The following is a 15,039-nucleotide window of genomic DNA, read 5'->3' as shown; positions in this document are numbered from 1 at the left end:
ACGGCTACCTGCCGGTCGGGCCGATCACGCCCGACCCGGCCCGACTGCAGGCACTGGCCGCGTCGCCGCAGCGCCGACAGTGGTGGCTCGACCGAATTGGCGCCTGCTATCCGCTGATGTCCTGATTCGTGGGGTGCATGGCGTAGACGACATGGGGTGCCATCGCCAACACTGAGTGCATGACGCAAAAAGTGCTGATAGTCGGCTTCCCCGGCGTGCAGGCGCTCGACCTCGTCGGGCCATTCGACGTATTCGCCGGAGCGTCCAAGGCGCTGGCGGCCCAGGGCAAAGTGGGCTACCACCCGGAGCTGGCCTCCCTCGACGGGCGACCGGTGGCCACCGGGACCGGGCTGACGTTCGGCACTGCCAAACTGCCCAACCCGCCTGAAGCCGTCGACACCCTGGTTTTGCCGGGCGGGCAGGGCACCCGTCCTGATCGACGCGACCCGCGGCTGATCGACTGGATCGTCGCCGCGGCGCCGCACGCGCGCCGCGTCGTCACCGTGTGCACCGGAGCGTTCCTGGCCGCCAAGGCCGGCCTGCTCGACGGCTGCCGGGCGACTACCCACTGGGCGCACGCCGACGACTTGGCGCGGGAGTTCCCGGCGATCGATGTCGACCCGGATCCGATCTTCGTGCGCAGCTCGCCGACGATCTGGACGGCCGCGGGCGTCTGTGCGGGCATCGACTTGGCGCTGGCGTTGGTCGAAGACGACCACGGGACAGAGGTGGCACAAACGGTGGCCCGGCATCTGGTGATGCACCTGCGCCGGCCCGGCGGACAGACGCAGTTCGCCGCGCCGATCTGGGTGGCCCGGGCCAGACGTGAACCGATCCGTGCGGTGCAGGATGCTGTCGAATCCGAACCCGGTGGCCCGCACAGCATCACCGAGCTGGCTCGCCTCGCCGCGATGAGCCCGCGGCACTTCACCCGGGTGTTCACCGACGAAGTCGGCGAGGCGCCCGGCGCTTATGTCGAGCGGGTCCGCACCGAGGCGGCCCGCCGCCAACTCGAGCAGACCGACGACACCGTAGTGACCATCGCGAACCGGTGCGGCTTCGGCACCGCGGAAACCATGCGCCGCAACTTCATTCGACGAGTCGGCGTATCACCCGACCAATACAGAAAGGCATTCGCATGACACAAATCGCGATCGTCATCTATCCGGGCTTCACTGCACTGGACTTCATCGGTCCCTACGAAGTGCTGCATCGGCTACCCGATACCGAGGTGCGCTTCCTGTGGCACGAGCCCGGTCCGATCACTGCGGACTCCGCCAGCCTCGTTATCGGCGCCACTCACTCGTTCGACGAAACCCCTTCGCCCGACGTGATTTTGGTGCCGGGTGGGATGACCACCATCGAACACGCCCGCGACGAGAAACTGCTGGACTGGGTGCGCACCGCACACCAGACCGCGACCTGGACGGCGTCGGTGTGCTCGGGTTCGGTCATCCTGGCCGCCGCCGGCCTGCTCGACGGTAAGCGCGCCACCTCGCACTGGAGTGTGCTCGCCCTGCTGAAAACGTTGGGCGTCAACGCAGTTGGCGACCAGCGTGTGGTGCACGAAGGCGACATCGTGAGCAGTGCCGGGGTGTCGGCCGGTATCGACCTGGCGTTGTGGCTGGCCGGCCAGATCGGCGGCGAAGAACGCGCGAAGGCGATCCAGTTAGGGATCGAATACGACCCGGAGCCGCCGTTCGACTCCGGCCACATGTCCAAGGCATCGGCGAAAACCAAAGCGGCCGCCACCGCAGCGCTGGCCCGCGACGTTGCCATACCGGCAACACTCACGGCCGGGGCGCAGCTGCTGTGGGATCGCGCGCTGGGTGCGGTGCGATCCAAAGCCCGTCGTTAGCCGGCGATCGCGTCGACCACCGCGCCGGGCTCGTCGAGCGAGACAAAGGTTTTCGAACCCGGTACCTCGATGAGCTTCCCGTTGGGAAACACGTCGGCCAGGCGCCGGCCCAGGCTCGGCTTGAACACTACGTCGCCCTGACCCCAGACCAGGGTGACCGGCTTGTCGAACCGCGTCAGCCGGGTCGCCACGTCGGTGAGGTCGGTAACCGCGATCTGACGCAGCAACGCCGCCAGATCACGGCAGATGCGGGTGTCATTCAGGCACGGCGCAATCCAGTCGGCTGTGATGTGCTTGTCGGGCCGGCTGATCAGCATGCCGAAGCCGAGCCCGGAGTGCCGCAGCGCCGCCAGTCGCATCGGCGCGAACAGCGCCCTGATTGAGATCGGGCCGCGAAGCACGCTGAACACTGCGTCGAACGGGAACGGGGGGCATTGGTCGAAGGCGTCGCAGTTGGTCAGCACCAGCCGGCCGATCCGGTCCGGCCGGGCGTCGACGGCCAGCTGGCAGATTCCGCCGCCGGTGTCGCTGCCGACCAGCGTCACGTCGGACAGGTCGAGCGCCGCGATCGCGTCGTTGACGATCTCGGCGACACCGTCGAGCGACAGTGCCCGGGCGTCGCTGACCGGAATGGTGTGCGAGCCCAGTGGCAGATTCGGCACGATGCAGCGGTATCCCCGCCGCCCGAGCTCTTCGGCTACACCGTGCCACAGTTGGCCGTCCACCAAGACGCCGTGCACGAAGAACACCGGCGGATGTGCCGAATCCCGCGGCCCGAACTCCCGGTAGTCGATGGTTGCCTGGGTGAGTGCTAGCTGTGTCATGTAGGCAGTCAAGGCGCAAGCCCGCTGCCAGGTCGACGCGGCGGACTGCCAAATACTGCCAAGGCCGGGGTATCGCGTAGGTTCGTCGTCGTGATCAACCTGGCTTACGACGACAAAGGGACGGGGCAACCCGTCCTCTTCATCGCCGGCCGCGGCGGTCTGGGCCGCACCTGGCACCTGCATCAGGTCCCGGCCTTCCTGGACGCCGGCTACCGCGTCATCACCTTCGACAATCGCGGGGTCGGCGCGACCGCGAACGCCGACGGTTTCACCACCGAGACCATGGTCGCCGACACCGCGGCGCTGATCGAGTCGATCGGCGTCGGCCCGGTGCGCATCGTGGCGGTGTCGATGGGTTCCTACATCGCTCAAGAGCTGCTGCTGACCCGGCCCGAACTGGTGAGCCAGGCGGTGCTGATGGCCACCCGGGGCCGGCTGGACAAGGCGCGCGAATTCTTCCGCAGCGCCGAGGACGAATTCGGCAAGTCCGGAGTGGAACTGCCGGCCTCCTATGACGCCAAATTCCGTTTGCTGGAGAGCTTTTCGCCCAAGACACTCAGCAACGACGAGGTCGTCTCGGAGTGGATCGGCATGTTCAACATCTGGCCGATCAAGATCACGCCGGGGCTGATCCGGCAGGGCTGGGCTTCGCCGCAGGGCAACCGCCTGCCCGCCTACCAGGGCATCACCACACCGACGATGGTGATCGGCTTCGCGGACGACGTGGTGACACCGCCACACCTGGGCAAAGAAGTTGCCGACGCCATCCCCGGCGCCCGGTACCTGCAGATCGCCGACACCGGCCATCTCGGTTTTCTGGAGCGGCCCGAGGTGGTCAACGCCGCGGTGCTGAAGTTCTTCGCCAGCATGGGGTACTGAGTCGCGGCCGACCGGCCCGCATCGTCAGCCGACTAGGCTGGTCTGGTGAATCCCTCGACGGCACAGGCCCGCGTCGTCGTCGACGAACTGATCCGCGGCGGTGTCCGCGATGTGGTGTTGTGCCCGGGCTCGCGGAACGCCCCGCTGGCGTTCGCGCTGCAGGATGCCGACCGGGCCGGCCGGGTCCGGCTGCACGTCCGCATCGACGAACGCACCGCCGGATACCTGGCCATCGGGCTGGCGATCGCCGCCGGTGCCCCGGTCTGCGTTGCGATGACGTCGGGCACCGCGGTGGCCAACCTGGGTCCGGCGGTGGTGGAGGCCAACTACGCCCGCGTGCCACTGATCGTGCTGTCGGCCAATCGGCCCTACGAGATGCTGGGCACCGGCGCCAACCAGACCATGGAACAGCTGGGCTACTTCGGCACTCAGGTCCGCGCAACGATCAGCCTCGGGCTGGCCGAGGACGCGCCGGAGCTAATGGATGCGCTCAACGCGACCTGGCGGTCGGCCACCTGCCGCGTGCTGGTCGCCGCGACCGGGGCACGCAGTGCCAACGCCGGCCCGGTGCACTTCGACATCCCGCTGCGCGAGCCGTTGGTGCCTGATCTCGAGCCTGGCCCCACCCCACCGGGCCGGCCCGACGGCAGGCCGTGGACGTACACCCCGGCGGTCAGCTTCGACCAGCCGCTGGATATCGACCTCAGCCTGGACACCATCGTGATCGCCGGTCACGGCGCCGGCGAGCAACCCGAGCTGGCCGCGCTGCCGACTGTCGCCGAGCCCACCGCGCCGCCGGCGGCCAATCCGCTGCATCCGCTGGTGCTGCCGCGGCTGCGCCCGCAGCAGGTGATCATGCTGGGCCGCCCCACCCTGCACCGGCCGGTGTCGGCACTGCTGGCCGACCCGGCCGTGCCGGTCTATGCGCTGACCACCGGGCCGCGCTGGCCCGATGTGTCAGGCAACTCGCAGGCCACCGGCACCCGAGCGGTGACCACCGGCAAGCCGAACCCGGAATGGTTGCGCCGCTGCGCCGAACTCCACGGGAATGCCATCGCCGCGGTGCGCGAGCAGCTTGCCGGCCACCCGCTGACCACCGGCCTGCACGTGGCCGCCGCAGTCGCCGACGTGCTTCGGCCCGGCGACCAGCTCGTGCTGGGCGCATCCAACCCGGTGCGCGACGCGGCGCTGGTGGGGCTGAACCCGCATGGCATCAAGGTGCGCTCCAACCGCGGGGTGGCCGGCATCGACGGAACGGTGTCCACCGCGATCGGGGCCGCTTTGGCCCATGAAAGGTTGAAGTCGCACGACAAGACCGGCGGCCGCACCATCGCGCTGATCGGCGACCTGACCTTCGTGCACGACAGCTCCGGCCTGCTGATCGGACCGACCGAACCGGTGCCCACCGACCTGACCATCGTGGTGTCCAACGACAACGGCGGCGGCATCTTCGAACTGCTCGAGCAGGGCGACCCGCGGTTCTCCGACGTGTCCGCCCGGGTTTTCGGCACGCCGCACGACGTCGACGTCGGCGCGTTGTGCCGCGCCTATCACATCGACAGCCGCCAGATCGAGGTCGACGAACTGGGTGCCGCGCTCGCCGAGCCGGCCACCGGACTGCGGGTGCTCGAGGTCAAGGCTGACCGATCGTCGTTGCGGCAGTTGCACGCTGCCATCAAGGCTGCCCTGTGACACGTCTCGTCGGCGCGCTTGCCGTGCTGAAAACGTGGTCCCGCATTCTCATTCACGGCCGCAGCGGCGAGTTTCCCAACACCCGCGGACACCGCACCATCCGTTTGGCGCGCATCGGCGTGCTGATCCTGGCCACCCTCGTCACGCTGCAATCGTTGTTGCTGGTGGCCGGTGCGGTGCGCAATGACTTTGCCGTCCAAAACAATATGGGAGTTGCCGAAGCCGAGGTGCTCAGCGCCGGGCCGCTACGCTCCACCATCGAATTCGTGACACCGGACCGGATCACTTATCGCCCTGAGCTTGGTGTGCTTTATCCGTCCGAATTGGCAACGGGGATGCGGATTTACGTCGAATACGACAAACGCAACCCCAACTTGGTTCGCGTGCAGCACCGCAACGCCAAGTTGGCGATCATCCCGGCGGGCTCCATCGCGGTGGTCGCCTGGCTGAGCGCCGCGGCGGCGCTGACCGGTCTGGCCTTTCTGGACAAGCGGCTGGACCGTCAGCTGGCCAGCGTGTCCAGCCAGCCCGGATCCTGAGTATCGACAAGGCTTTTGGTGTTGAGGTTGTAGATGGTCGGGGTGCCCGGGTTGTCCGGCGCGGCCTGCTTGAGGCGTGCCGTGTTGGCGGCGTTCACCGCGGCGGTATCGACCAGGTTGTCGCCGGCTGCGATCCGGTCGGCCACCACGTCGGGCAGCCCGCTTTCGCGGGCCATCGCCGCGACCGCGTCGTTGGCCGGGCCGTCGGAGCTCTGGTGGCGGTAAAGGTCTTGCACAAAAGCCTGATACGCGGTCGGCGATGTCGCCGGGTCGGCCGCCAGGAACAGCGCATTGGTGAGGCGGGCCGACACGTCGTTGTGATGCCGCCCGTCCAGGAACGTCATCCACCGATACGTCAGCGCCAGCCGACCGCTGGCCAGCGCACCGGTCAACCGGTCGCCCTCGGTCGCCTCGAACTCGGCGCAGTGCGGGCATTGCGGCTCGCAGAAGATCTCCAACTGCACCGGAGCCAACCACGATCCGACCAGCACGCCGTCGCCGTCGACGGTTCGTGGCACGTCGGCGTGTGCGGTGCCGGTGGTGAACATCACCAAACCCAGCATCGTTGCCAATACGCCCAGGTAGGACCGCATTGTCAGATTTCCCCTTGCGTCAGAGTTCGTGTCGCGTATGCCAGTCGGTAACCATATCGACAGGCGACGCTGAGACCGTAGTGGCGTGCGAGTAGCGATTGTCGCGGAATCCTTTCTCCCGCACGTCAACGGCGTGAGCAACTCGGTCGTCCGAACACTCGAGCACCTGGGCCGCACCGGCCATGAAGCCCTTGTCATCGCGCCCGATACGCCTCACGGCGAAGAGCCCGCAGACCGAATCTACGACGGCATCCGGGTACACCGGGTGCCGTCTTGGATGTTCCCGAAGGTGACCACCCTCCCGTTGGGTCTCCCGCTGCCGCGGATTCTGCGTGTGCTGCGCGGATTCGAGCCCGACGTCGTGCATTTGGCTTCGCCGGCCCTGCTCGGCTGGGGCGGGGTGAAGGCGGCCCGTCGCCTCGGCGTGCCAACGGTCGCGGTGTACCAGACCGACGTGCCGGGGTTCGCGGCCAGCTACGGAATCGGAATAACCGAGCGGGCGGCCTGGGCCTGGTTCCGCCACTTGCACCGCCTGGCCGACCGCACCTTGGCGCCGTCCACCGCAACGATGGAATCTCTTGAAGCCCATGGCATTCCGCGGGTTCACCGGTGGGCTCGCGGCGTGGACATGATCGGCTATGCGCCGTCGGCCCGAGACGAGGCCCTGCGGCAGCACTGGTCGCCGGACGGCAAGCCGATCGTCGGATTCGTGGGCCGGCTCGCGCCGGAGAAGCATGTCGAGCGGCTCACCTCGTTGGCCGCCGGCGGCGACGTGCAAGTGGTGATCGTCGGCGACGGGGTCGACCGTCCCAAGCTGCAATCGGCAATGCCCACAGCCGTTTTCACCGGTGCCCTGTACGGCGAAGAGCTCGCGAAGGCCTATGCCAGCATGGACGTCTTCGTCCACGCCGGTGAGCACGAGACGTTCTGCCAGGTCGTGCAGGAAGCGCTGGCATCGGGATTGCCGGTGATCGCTCCCGACGCCGGCGGCCCTCGCGACCTGGTGACGCCGTGGCGCACCGGGTTGCTGTTGGGAGTCAAGGAGTTCGAGGCGCAGCTGCCCAATGCTGTCGCGCATCTGCTAGAAGAACGGTCCCGCTACTCGGTGGCCGCCCGCAAGAGCGTGCTCGAACGCAGCTGGCCCGCCATCTGCGACGAGCTGCTCGGCCACTACGAGGCCGTGCTGTCGCCGATCGCCCGCGCCCGGATGGCGCGCAGGCAACATGCTCAGGGCCAGTGAGCTAGCCCTGAGCCAGCTCGGCCACCGACTGCCACTGCTCCCAGGTGCGTAACCGGTCCTGGTAGTCGGCCTTGGCCAATTCCAGCGGCGCGGTGCCGAAGAACACCCGCAGCGGCGGCTGCTCGGCGTCCACCACTTTCAGTACCGCCGCGGCCGACGCTTTCGGATCACCGGGCGCGGACCATCGCTGCTTGCGCACCGCCTCGGTCGCCGCGTGCACCTCGGCGTAGGCCGGTAGCTCCTCGGCGCGCCGCGACGACGAGCCGGCCCAGTCGGTGTCGAAGCCCGCCGGCTCGATCAGCGTCACGTGCACGCCGAACGGCGCGATTTCCTGCGCCAGCGCCTGCGAGAAGCCCTCCAGCGCCCACTTCGACGCGTGGTAGATGCCGACGTTCGGGAACGCCGTGATGCCGCCGATCGACGACACCTGGATGATGTGGCCGCTGCGCTGCTCGCGCAGGTACGGCAGTGCGGCCTGGGTGACCCACAGCGCGCCGAACACGTTCGTCTCGATCTGGTCGCGGGCGTCCTGCTCGGACAGCTCTTCGACGAACCCGAACTGACCGTAGCCCGCGTTGTTGACGACGACGTCCAGCCGCCCGAAATGGTCGTGGGACTGCTTGACCGCGGCGAAGTCGGCAGCGCGGTCGGTGACGTCCAGCCGGATCGGCAACAGCGCGTCGCCGTACTTGGCCGCCAGGTCGTCAAGGGTCGCGGTGTCGCGCGCGGTGGCGGCGACCTTGTCGCCCCGCTCGAGAGCCGCGATCGCCCATTCCCGTCCGAAGCCGCGTGAGGTACCGGTGATAAACCAAACTTTTTCAGTCACGCCGTGGTGCAACGCATCCATCGGCACGGCATTCCCGTCCGATTGCGCTGCTCCTCCTCGGGCCGCTACACGGCCCGCATCGTCGCAGCGCGGGTCCGGGTAGGTTCGACGACGTGAACCGCGCAACGCTGGACAAAGACCCCCGTGAAGTGGCGTCGATGTTCGACGGCGTCGCGCGGCGCTACGACATCACCAACACCGTGCTGTCACTGGGCCAGGACCGTTACTGGCGCCGCGCGACCCGCAAGGCGCTACGCATTGGGGGCGGGGAGAAGGTGCTCGACCTGGCCGCGGGCACCGCGGTGTCGACGGTCGAGCTGGCCAGCTCCGGCGCGTGGTGCGTGGCGGCGGACTTCTCGGTCGGGATGCTCGCTGCGGGCCATGCCCGCATGGTGCCCAAGGTGGCCGGCGACGCGACCCGATTGCCGTTCGGCGACAACGTGTTCGACGCGGTCACGATCAGCTTCGGGCTACGCAACGTCGCCAAGCGCGACCAGGCCCTGCGCGAGATGGCCCGGGTCACGCGGCCTGGCGGGCGGTTGGTGGTGTGCGAATTCTCCACGCCGACCAATCGACTGTTCGCCACGGCGTACAAGGAGTACTTGATGCAGGCGTTGCCACGGGTGGCGCTGGCGGTGTCGAGTAACCCGGAAGCCTATGTCTACCTTGCCGAGTCGATTCGGGCCTGGCCCGATCAGGCCGAGCTGGCCCACCAGATATCGGGTGCCGGGTGGTCGGCGGTGCGGTGGCGGAACCTGACCGGGGGGATCGTCGCCCTGCACGCGGCATACAAGGCGCACGAAAAACCGATCAGCTGAAGGGCTTTCGGCGGTCCATCAATCGGGAGACCCGCCCGCTGCCTCGCCAGGCCCGTGCGACCCAGTCGGCGTCGTCGTCGGTGACCAGGTTGCCCATCACCCGCACCGCGATGCCCATCAGCCTCGTCGAGCGCATCCCGATTGGACCGGTCGCGGGCAGGAACCGCGGGAAAGTCAGCAACAACCCCAACCGGCGGGCCACCGAAAACCCTCGCGCGTAATGGGTTTGCAGCACATGGGGCCACGCCTTCGATAGATCGCCCGATCCGAGCATGTCCACCGCCAGCCGGCCGGTCTCCAGTCCGTAGTCGATGCCTTCGCCGTTGAGCGGGTTGACACAGGCCGCCGCATCGCCGATCAGCATCCAGTTCCGCCCGGCCACCCCCGAAACCGCGCCGCCCATCGGCAGCAGCGCCGAGGCCATCGCGCGGGGTTGGCCTTCGAAGCCCCACTCGTCGCGGCGCAGGTCGGTGTAGTACGACATCAGCGGACGTAATGCCAGCTCAGCCGGCCGCTTCGAGGTGGACAGCGCCCCGACGCCGATGTTCACCTCGCCATTGCCCAGCGGGAAGATCCAGCCGTAGCCGGGCAGCACCGCGCCGTCGGGGGAGCGCAGCTCCAGATGCGAAGTCAGCCAAGGATCATCACTGCGTGGCGTGGTCAAGTATCCGCGGGCCGCGATGCCATACACCGTCTCCTGATGCCACCGCCGGCCCAGCGCGCGCCCCAGCGTCGAGCGGGCGCCATCGGCGACGATCAGCTCGCGGCAGCCGACCTGCGTCGCGTCAGCCAGCGTCACGGATGTCACCCGGGTTGACGAGTCATGTTGGACACCAACAGCTTTGACACCAAGGCGCATACGGGCGCCGGAATCCTCGGCGACTTTGCGAATCCGATCGTCCAGCTCGACGCGGGCCACCGCACTGCCGGTCGACGGGAACGACGGGCCGGGCCAGTCGACCTCGACCTCGCCGCCGAAGCCACTCATCCGCAGGCCGCGGTGCCGAATCCGCGCATCGAGCCATTCGCCCAGGCCCAGCCGTTCCAGCTCAGCGACCGCGCGCGGCGTCAGCCCGTCACCGCAGGCCTTGTCGCGCGGAAAGTTCGCCGCGTCGATCACCAGCACGTCGTGGCCGGCCTGCGCGGCCCACGCGGCCGCCGCTGACCCGGCCGGTCCGGCGCCCACGACCACCACGTCGGCATGGGAGTCCATGCTCACCAGTATGTTGGTCGGGTGAGGACTCCGGCGACGGTGGTAGCGGGTGTGGACTTCGGTGACGCCGCGTTCGCCACCGATGTGCGCGACGGGGTGGCCCGTGTCGAGCAACTGATGGAAACCGAGTTGCGCGGGTCAGACGACCTGATGACAGATGCTGTGCTGCACTTGTTCGAAGCCGGTGGCAAACGATTTCGGCCGCTTTTCACGGTGTTGTCCGCGCAATTGGGGCCGCGCCCGGACTCCGACGAGGTGACGATCGCCGGCGCGGTGATCGAACTCGTACATCTGGCCACGCTCTACCACGACGACGTGATGGACGAAGCGCAAGTTCGCCGGGGCGCACCCAGCGCCAACCTGCGGTGGAGCAACAACGTCGCGATTCTGGCCGGCGACTACCTGTTCGCGACGGCCTCGCGGCTGGTGTCGCGGCTGGGCCCGGACGCGGTGCGGATCATTGCCGACACCTTCGCCCAGCTGGTCACCGGGCAGATGCGCGAAACCCAGGGCGCCGCCGATAAGGCCGATCCGGTCGCGCACTATCTGAAGGTGGTGCACGAGAAGACGGCCTGTCTGATCGGTGCGGCCGGCCGGTTCGGCGCGATGTTCTCCGGCGCCGACGAGGACCAGATCGAGCGGCTCAGCCGACTGGGTGACCTGGTCGGCACGGCATTTCAGATCTCCGACGACATCATCGACATCGACAGCGATCCTGACGAGTCCGGCAAGCTGCCCGGCACCGACCTGCGCGAAGGTGTGCATACGCTGCCGGTCCTGTACGCGTTGCACGACACCGGGCCCGATGCCGACCGGCTGCGTGAGCTGCTGGTCGGCCCTATCGAGGACGATGCGGCGGTCACCGAGGCGTTGACGCTGCTGCGGGCCTCGGCGGGCATGGCCAAGGCGAAGGACACCGTGGCCCAGTATGCGGCGAAAGCCCACGAGGAGCTTGCCGCACTGCCGGACGGCCCCGGACGGCAGGCGCTGACGACGCTGGTCGACTACACCATCCATCGACACGGCTAGCTTTGCGGAACTCTGCGGGTCCTTCCCGGCGTTAAATGGAGGTACCCGGCTGGTCGTAGGAGGAGCTTGATGACCTGGCATCCGCATCACAACACGTTCAAGACGTTCGTGTTGTTGGCTGGCATGTCGGCGTTGATCGTGTTCGTCGGAGCGCTGTTCCACAGCAGGTTGATCTTGTTTGGGGCGGTGGTGTTCGCCGTCGGCATGAACGTCTACACCTACTTCAACAGCGACAAGCTGGCGCTGCGGGCGATGCACGCGCAGCCGGTGTCGGAGGTGCAGGAGCCGGTGATCTACCGGATCGTGCGCGAGCTGGCGACCGCCGCTCACCAGCCGATGCCGCGGCTGTACATCAGCGACACCGCCGCGCCCAACGCGTTTGCCACCGGCCGCAATCCACGCAACGCGGCGGTGTGCTGCACCACCGGAATTCTGAGCATCCTCGACGAGCGCGAGCTGCGTGCGGTGCTGGGACACGAGCTGTCGCACGTCTACAACCGCGACATATTGATCTCATGTGTGGCCGGCGCACTGGCGTCGGTGATCTCTGCCCTGGCTAACATTGCGTACTTCGCCGGCGCATTCGGCAACAACCGCGAGGGCGGCAATCCCTTTGCACTGCTTCTGGTTTCGATGCTGGGCCCGATCGCGGCGACGGTGGTAAAGATGGCCGTGTCACGTTCGCGCGAGTATCAGGCTGACGAGTCCGGTGCGATTCTGACCGGTGACCCGTTGGCGCTGGCGTCCGCGCTGCGCAAGATCTCCGGTGGCGTGCAGGTCGCGCCGCTGCCTCCCGAACCGCAGTTGGCCGCCCAGGCGCATCTGATGATCGCCAGCCCATTCCGCGCCGGCGAGAAGATCGGTTCGCTGTTCTCCACCCACCCGCCGATGGCCGACCGTATTCGTCGTCTCGAGGAAATGGCCGGGCGCTAGGTCTCCACAAGCAGACCATGTGGTGGATCTCAATTCGTGGGCATATGCGATATCACCCACTGGTGAACCACTACACCTACCGCGCCGAGTGGTCTTCGGAGCACCGCGAATACGTCGGCCGTTGTCTCGAACTGCCGTGGCTGTCGACGTGGGCGCTGACGCTCAAGGAAGCGATCGCCGGCGTCGAGCAAGCCGTCGACGACTACCTAGCCGATCGCGAAGGAGATGTTCCGCCGCCGCTCACCGAACGGAAGTTCAGCGGCAAATTTGTCGTGCGGACGTCGCCCATGCTGCACGCTCGGCTCACTGTCGAAGCCGCCGAGCAAAATGTGTCGCTGAATCAGTGGGTGGTGCAGAAGCTGGCCGATCGGCCGCCAATTGGCTTGTTCGACTTGTGATATCGCATACGGTCACATTTGCGGATTAGGTGCATGCCCAAGTCTCAGGTGCGGATGTGGCCGTTGTGACTTCTAGAAACCGGAGCCGTGCACCTCGTGGCCGGGCGTCTCGGCAGCCAGTCCGCGGTAGGCGTCTTCGACGGTGCAGCCGTGGTTGATTACCCCGTCGACCTCGCGCGCGATCGGCATGTTCAGGCCGTACTTGTCGGCGAACTCCATGATCACGCTGGCGGCTTTGACGCCCTCGGCGACCTGGTTCATCGAGGAGATGATCTCGTCGATGGTCTTGCCCGAACCGAGTTGTTCGCCGACGTGACGGTTGCGGCTGCGCTGGCTGGTGCAGGTGACGATCAGGTCGCCCATGCCGGCCAGCCCGGCGAAGGTGTCGCGCTGTCCGCCCATCGCCTCGCCCAGCTTTGACATCTCGCGCACCGAACGGGCGATCACCATCGCCCGGGTGTTCTCGCCGATACCCAGCGAGTAGCCCATCCCGACGGCAATCGCATACACATTCTTCAACGCACCGGCCATCTCGACGCCGAGCACATCGTCGATGGTGTAGACGCGGAAGCGCTTGGTGCTGAACAACTGTCCGAGCTGCGCGGCGAGGTGCTGGTCGGGCATGGCTAATACCGCGGCGGCGGCGTAACCCTCGGCGACCTCGCGGGCGATATTGGGCCCGGCCAGTATGCCGGCGGGGTGGCCGGGCAATACCTCGTCGACGATCTGCGACATCCGCATGTTGGTGCCTTGTTCGAGGCCCTTCACCAACGAAACCACCGGCACCCACGGCCGCAATTCGGTGGCCAGTTCGGTGAGCACACCGCGGAACCCATGCGACGGCACGCCCATCACGACGACGTCGGCTGCCCGGGCCGCCTCGGCGAAGTCGGTAGTGGCGCGCAGACTTTCAGACAGCACGTGGTCTTCGCCGAGATAGTTGGTGTTGCGGTGATTCTCGTTGATGTCCTGAGCCGTCTTCTCCGAACGCACCCATTGCAGCGTCGGTCCGCGGCGCGCACAGATGGATGCCACGGTAGTGCCCCAGGAACCGCCTCCGAGAACGACGACGTTCGGTTCGCGCGTAGCTGCCATGGCGATCAGCCTATTGCCGCTATCCGGCCAGCGCGGTCTTTTGATCCACGCGGCCGAACACCATGGCCTCGGTGATCCGGTCGAACCTGTAGTCGATGGCGTCGGCGTAGTAGTTCTGTCGAACGTTCCACGGCCGCTTGATCCCGGATTTCGGTAACGCATGCGGCGCACGCAGCACGTAGCCGGCCTGGATGTCCCACGCCGGCTTTTCCGGCATCGGCTCACCGTCCAAATGCGGGTAGGCGTGGGTGTAGTTGTGAGACTTCATGTGGGCCAACAGCTTTGCCGCCGCACGGGCGGTCATGTCGGCGCGCAGGGTCCATGAAGCGTTTGTGTAGCCGACGCACCAGAACAGGTTCGGCACTTCCTCGAGCATGTGAGCCTTGTAGACGAAGCGGTCCTGCGGCTTGATCTCGGCCCCACCCATGGAGACTGTCACGCCGCCCAGCGCCTGCAGCTGCAGACCGGTGGCGGTGACGATGACGTCGGCGTCGAGATGTTGGCCGGACTTCAAAGCGATTCCACTGGAGTCGAAATGGTCGATCTGGTCGGTGACCACCTCGGCGCGGCCTTCGCCGATCGCGACGTACAGGTCGGCGTCGGGGATCAGGCACAGCCGCTGGTCCCACGGGTTGTAGCGCGGCTTGAAATGGGTGTCGACCTCGTAGCCCTCGGGCAGGTAGTGCACCGCGATCTGGCGGATCCACCACTTCACGAAACCTGGAGTCTTGCGGGCCAAGAGCCAGATGACGCCTTCCAGCAACGCATTGCTCTGCCGGGCTATCGAGTGAGAGATCCTGCGTGGCAATACTTTTCGCATCAGATTGATGGGTCCGCTGCTCTTGGCCGCCGAGAACAGATAGGTGGGCGAGCGCTGCAGCATGGTGACCTTTTCGGCCTTCTCGGCCAGCGACGGAATCAGCGACATCGCGGTGGCGCCGCTGCCGATGACCACGATCTTCTTGCCCCGGTAGTCGAAATCCTCGGGCCAGTGCTGCGGGTGGACGATGGTGCCGTCGAACTCGTTGAGGCCCGGGAAGTCTGGGGTGTAGCCCTCGTCGTAGTTGTAGTAGCCGGATCCGAAGAACACGAAGCGGCCGCG

16 protein-coding genes and 1 pseudogene are annotated in these 15,039 nt (G+C 67.1%); 11 read left to right on the top strand and 6 right to left on the bottom strand.

Annotation, left to right across the window (positions count from 1 at the left end; genetic code table 11):
- The 3 genes and pseudogenes from WAO18_RS08960 to WAO18_RS08950 all read left to right on the top strand — a co-directional run.
- Positions 1 to 125, top strand: a pseudogene (locus WAO18_RS08960) (O-succinylbenzoate synthase); the annotation flags it as partial.
- 54 nt (positions 126 to 179) lie between these two features.
- On the top strand, positions 180 to 1,142 hold the full coding sequence (locus WAO18_RS08955; RefSeq protein ID WP_422205662.1) for a GlxA family transcriptional regulator: 963 nt from the start codon (positions 180 to 182) through the stop codon (positions 1,140 to 1,142).
- On the top strand, positions 1,139 to 1,858 hold the full coding sequence (locus tag WAO18_RS08950; protein ID WP_422205660.1) for a DJ-1/PfpI family protein: 720 nt from the start codon (positions 1,139 to 1,141) through the stop codon (positions 1,856 to 1,858). The genes WAO18_RS08955 and WAO18_RS08950 overlap by 4 nt, the downstream gene beginning before the upstream one ends.
- Here WAO18_RS08950 and WAO18_RS08945 read toward each other — a convergent pair.
- Positions 1,855 to 2,682 (bottom strand): alpha/beta fold hydrolase, encoded by an 828-nt coding sequence (locus WAO18_RS08945; protein WP_422205658.1) that lies wholly within the window; start codon positions 2,680 to 2,682, stop codon positions 1,855 to 1,857. The two genes, WAO18_RS08950 and WAO18_RS08945, sit on opposite strands and share 4 nt — an antisense overlap.
- A gap of 90 nt (positions 2,683 to 2,772) precedes the next feature.
- Here WAO18_RS08945 and WAO18_RS08940 point away from each other — a divergent pair, with 90 nt between their 5' ends.
- Genes WAO18_RS08940 through WAO18_RS08930 form a run of 3 tightly spaced genes read left to right on the top strand, consistent with a single transcriptional unit; the run spans position 2,773 to position 5,792 of the window.
- On the top strand, positions 2,773 to 3,561 hold the full coding sequence (locus tag WAO18_RS08940; RefSeq protein ID WP_422205656.1) for an alpha/beta fold hydrolase: 789 nt from the start codon (positions 2,773 to 2,775) through the stop codon (positions 3,559 to 3,561).
- A gap of 45 nt (positions 3,562 to 3,606) precedes the next feature.
- Positions 3,607 to 5,253 carry a 2-succinyl-5-enolpyruvyl-6-hydroxy-3-cyclohexene-1-carboxylic-acid synthase gene (menD, locus tag WAO18_RS08935; RefSeq protein WP_422205654.1) on the top strand — a complete coding sequence of 549 codons (1,647 nt, stop codon included), beginning with the start codon at positions 3,607 to 3,609 and terminating at the stop codon, positions 5,251 to 5,253.
- Positions 5,254 to 5,276: 23 nt separating this feature from the next.
- The gene (locus tag WAO18_RS08930) at positions 5,277 to 5,792 is read left to right on the top strand and encodes a DUF3592 domain-containing protein (RefSeq protein WP_422205664.1); all 516 of its coding nucleotides are present in this window, start codon (positions 5,277 to 5,279) and stop codon (positions 5,790 to 5,792) included.
- On the opposite strand, the gene WAO18_RS08925 is transcribed toward WAO18_RS08930, so the two are convergent.
- Positions 5,756 to 6,385: a DsbA family protein gene (locus tag WAO18_RS08925; protein WP_422205652.1), complete on the bottom strand. Its 630-nt coding sequence runs from the start codon at positions 6,383 to 6,385 to the stop codon at positions 5,756 to 5,758. The two genes, WAO18_RS08930 and WAO18_RS08925, sit on opposite strands and share 37 nt — an antisense overlap.
- Before the next feature lie 85 nt (positions 6,386 to 6,470).
- Between WAO18_RS08925 and WAO18_RS08920 the strand changes: the two genes are divergently transcribed.
- Positions 6,471 to 7,625 carry a glycosyltransferase family 4 protein gene (locus WAO18_RS08920; RefSeq protein ID WP_422205650.1) on the top strand — a complete coding sequence of 385 codons (1,155 nt, stop codon included), beginning with the start codon at positions 6,471 to 6,473 and terminating at the stop codon, positions 7,623 to 7,625.
- Between the two features lies 1 nt (position 7,626).
- On the opposite strand, the gene WAO18_RS08915 is transcribed toward WAO18_RS08920, so the two are convergent.
- Positions 7,627 to 8,451 (bottom strand): SDR family oxidoreductase, encoded by an 825-nt coding sequence (locus WAO18_RS08915; protein ID WP_422205648.1) that lies wholly within the window; start codon positions 8,449 to 8,451, stop codon positions 7,627 to 7,629.
- Between the two features lie 113 nt (positions 8,452 to 8,564).
- Here WAO18_RS08915 and WAO18_RS08910 point away from each other — a divergent pair, with 113 nt between their 5' ends.
- Positions 8,565 to 9,269 carry a demethylmenaquinone methyltransferase gene (locus WAO18_RS08910; protein ID WP_422205647.1) on the top strand — a complete coding sequence of 235 codons (705 nt, stop codon included), beginning with the start codon at positions 8,565 to 8,567 and terminating at the stop codon, positions 9,267 to 9,269.
- Here the strand turns inward: WAO18_RS08910 and menJ are convergent.
- Complete coding sequence (menJ, locus tag WAO18_RS08905; RefSeq protein WP_422205645.1) at positions 9,262 to 10,488, bottom strand: menaquinone reductase; 1,227 nt, start codon at positions 10,486 to 10,488, stop codon at positions 9,262 to 9,264. The genes WAO18_RS08910 and menJ overlap by 8 nt on opposite strands.
- Positions 10,489 to 10,503: 15 nt before the next feature.
- On the opposite strand from menJ, the gene grcC1 reads away from it, so the two are divergent.
- The 3 genes from grcC1 to WAO18_RS08890 all read left to right on the top strand — a co-directional run bounded on the left by grcC1 (position 10,504) and on the right by WAO18_RS08890 (position 12,842).
- Positions 10,504 to 11,511: a nonaprenyl/(2E,6E)-farnesyl/geranylgeranyl diphosphat synthase gene (gene grcC1, locus WAO18_RS08900; protein ID WP_422205643.1), complete on the top strand. Its 1,008-nt coding sequence runs from the start codon at positions 10,504 to 10,506 to the stop codon at positions 11,509 to 11,511.
- A gap of 69 nt (positions 11,512 to 11,580) precedes the next feature.
- Complete coding sequence (gene htpX / locus WAO18_RS08895) at positions 11,581 to 12,444, top strand: zinc metalloprotease HtpX (protein WP_422205642.1); 864 nt, start codon at positions 11,581 to 11,583, stop codon at positions 12,442 to 12,444.
- A 62-nt stretch (positions 12,445 to 12,506) separates the two neighbouring features.
- Positions 12,507 to 12,842, top strand: coding sequence for a type II toxin-antitoxin system HicB family antitoxin (locus WAO18_RS08890; RefSeq protein ID WP_422205640.1), 336 nt, complete (start codon positions 12,507 to 12,509; stop codon positions 12,840 to 12,842).
- A 72-nt stretch (positions 12,843 to 12,914) separates the two neighbouring features.
- Here the strand turns inward: WAO18_RS08890 and WAO18_RS08885 are convergent, their stop codons facing one another.
- Together WAO18_RS08885 and WAO18_RS08880 are read right to left on the bottom strand one after the other, a co-directional pair.
- Entirely contained in the window at positions 12,915 to 13,937 is a 1,023-nt protein-coding gene (locus tag WAO18_RS08885; protein WP_422205638.1) for an NAD(P)H-dependent glycerol-3-phosphate dehydrogenase, read from the bottom strand.
- A 19-nt stretch (positions 13,938 to 13,956) separates the two neighbouring features.
- The coding region (locus WAO18_RS08880) for a flavin-containing monooxygenase (protein WP_422205637.1) at positions 13,957 to 15,039 on the bottom strand (1,083 nt) is incomplete at its 5' end.

Origin of the sequence: Mycobacterium sp. (assembly GCF_049278535.1) — a bacterium.
In the GTDB taxonomy this organism is placed as follows: Bacteria; Actinomycetota; Actinomycetes; order Mycobacteriales; family Mycobacteriaceae; genus Mycobacterium.
The sequence above is the reverse complement of the archived record's forward strand: the minus strand, read 5'-3'. Positions and strand labels throughout refer to the sequence as shown.